Origin of the sequence: Achromobacter sp. (assembly GCF_036567245.1) — a bacterium.
Taxonomy (GTDB): domain Bacteria; phylum Pseudomonadota; class Gammaproteobacteria; order Burkholderiales; family Burkholderiaceae_B; genus Achromobacter.
The window spans coordinates 1-1,558 of record NZ_DATCUY010000509.1; the positions used below are offsets into that span (position 1 = coordinate 1).

Annotated in this window: 1 protein-coding gene and 2 pseudogenes; 1 reads left to right on the plus strand and 2 read right to left on the minus strand. The window is 65.0% G+C overall.

Annotation, left to right across the window (positions count from 1 at the left end):
• Positions 1–191: pseudogene (locus VIR09_RS21480) on the minus strand (hypothetical protein); the annotation flags it as partial.
• Positions 192–219: 28 nt separating this feature from the next.
• Entirely contained in the window at positions 220–1,071 is an 852-nt protein-coding gene (locus tag VIR09_RS21485; protein ID WP_414639451.1) for a M15 family metallopeptidase, read from the minus strand.
• A 190-nt stretch (positions 1,072–1,261) separates the two neighbouring features.
• Between VIR09_RS21485 and VIR09_RS21490 the strand changes: the two are divergent.
• Positions 1,262–1,558: pseudogene (locus tag VIR09_RS21490) on the plus strand (hypothetical protein); the annotation flags it as partial.

The window sequence follows — 1,558 nt, forward strand, 5'->3', positions numbered from 1 at the left end:
CGGCGCGCACGCACGATGCGCGCGCCTCCCCAGGCCGCGGCGATCAACGCCAGCGGCAGAGCGAACAGATAGAGGCCGATGTCCACGCCCGTGGGCAGCGTGCGCGACTCCTGCCACCAGATGATGACGGCGAGCCAGACCACGCCGAAGACTAGGGCCAGCAACAGCCCGGTTTTGAGTATGCGGCTCATGAATGCGATCTGACGTTTGCGGAGTTGATCATTGCGCGGCCTCGCCGTTGCGCCGCATGACGCCGGGACGGCGCAGCTCGGTGTGGCCGAAGTCCATCATCTTCCAGCGGCCGCCCCAGGTCAGGCCGACGCGCTCGGCGGTTTCCCCGAAGAGCTCGTAGCCGCGCATGGCCCAGGGATCCTTCTCGGACACCACCACCTTGCCGTCGCGCAGGAAGGCGCTGTCCGCGGCCAGGCCGAATTGGTGATAGCTCTGGTAGGCGCCGGCATTGGTCACGTGCGAGCCCATCTTCGCGAGCTCAGCCTGGCGGTCGGGGCTGCGATAGCCTTCGATCAGCACCATCTCGTAGCCGTGTTCTTCACGCATCACGCGGTACGCGGCCAGCAGGCGCTGGCGGTAATCGGCATCCAGCAGATTCCAGTCGCGGCTGGCGCCGCCCAGGTTGGGGCGCACCAATTCCACCTCGCGCGTGGTGAACGCTTCGGGCGGCAGCGGGGGCGGCGGGACCAGCCTTTCGCCGGTCAGCAAGGCCTGGATACGAGGGTCCGGACCAGCCGTCCGATCCTCGTAAACAAATGTGTGATTGTGTCGCATGACGAAAGCGAAAAGTGACGGAAGCAGCACCACCAGCAAGCCCGCGGCAATGTGCCAGCGATACGCCGAAAACGCGCCGCCGGCCTTTCCAAAGCCCGCGCGCAGCGCCTGCGCCGACCCGTCGACGGCCCCGCCGGCATGTCCCGCGCCACGCGTCACACCCTGGCGTATCCCCTGCGCGAGCGCGCGCATTCCCCGTGCCATGGCCTCCCGCAATGAGGGGAAGACAAACAACGCGGAGACGCCTATGGCGAGCAGAAAGTAGAGAGGCAGCAGGAGCAGCAAGGAGGTCCCTCAGTTACGAAGGCGTAATCTTTTGTTCTATTCGGGATTCAGGCAAGCGCTTGGACGTTGCAAAACGCGTCCGTGGCTTAGAACTCGTAACAAGAAACGATGATGCGGAAGAAGTCATCAGGTATTCTCAAACCCCTTGGTTACAGGGGTGCAGACCATCCCTGCAGACACGGGACTTCGCATGGCAGAAGACGAAAAAAGATCGCGATCACCGACCTCTGTTCCCAGCTTGCTCGCAGGACGCTCACCGTCACCGGATGAACGCGCCTCATCGCGCATCCTCGCCGCGCTCGAAGGCCGCGTGCCCGACGCCGAGGTCAAACACCTGGCGCCCAAGCGCCGTTCCCGCTTGCCGCTGGCCTTGCTGCTGCTGTTGCTGGCAGGCGCCGCGGGTGCGGTGCTGTACAGCGTGTTCGATACGCAGCCGCTGCCTGTGGTCGCTGAATCCACTCCTCAAGCCGCGCCGCCGACGCAACTC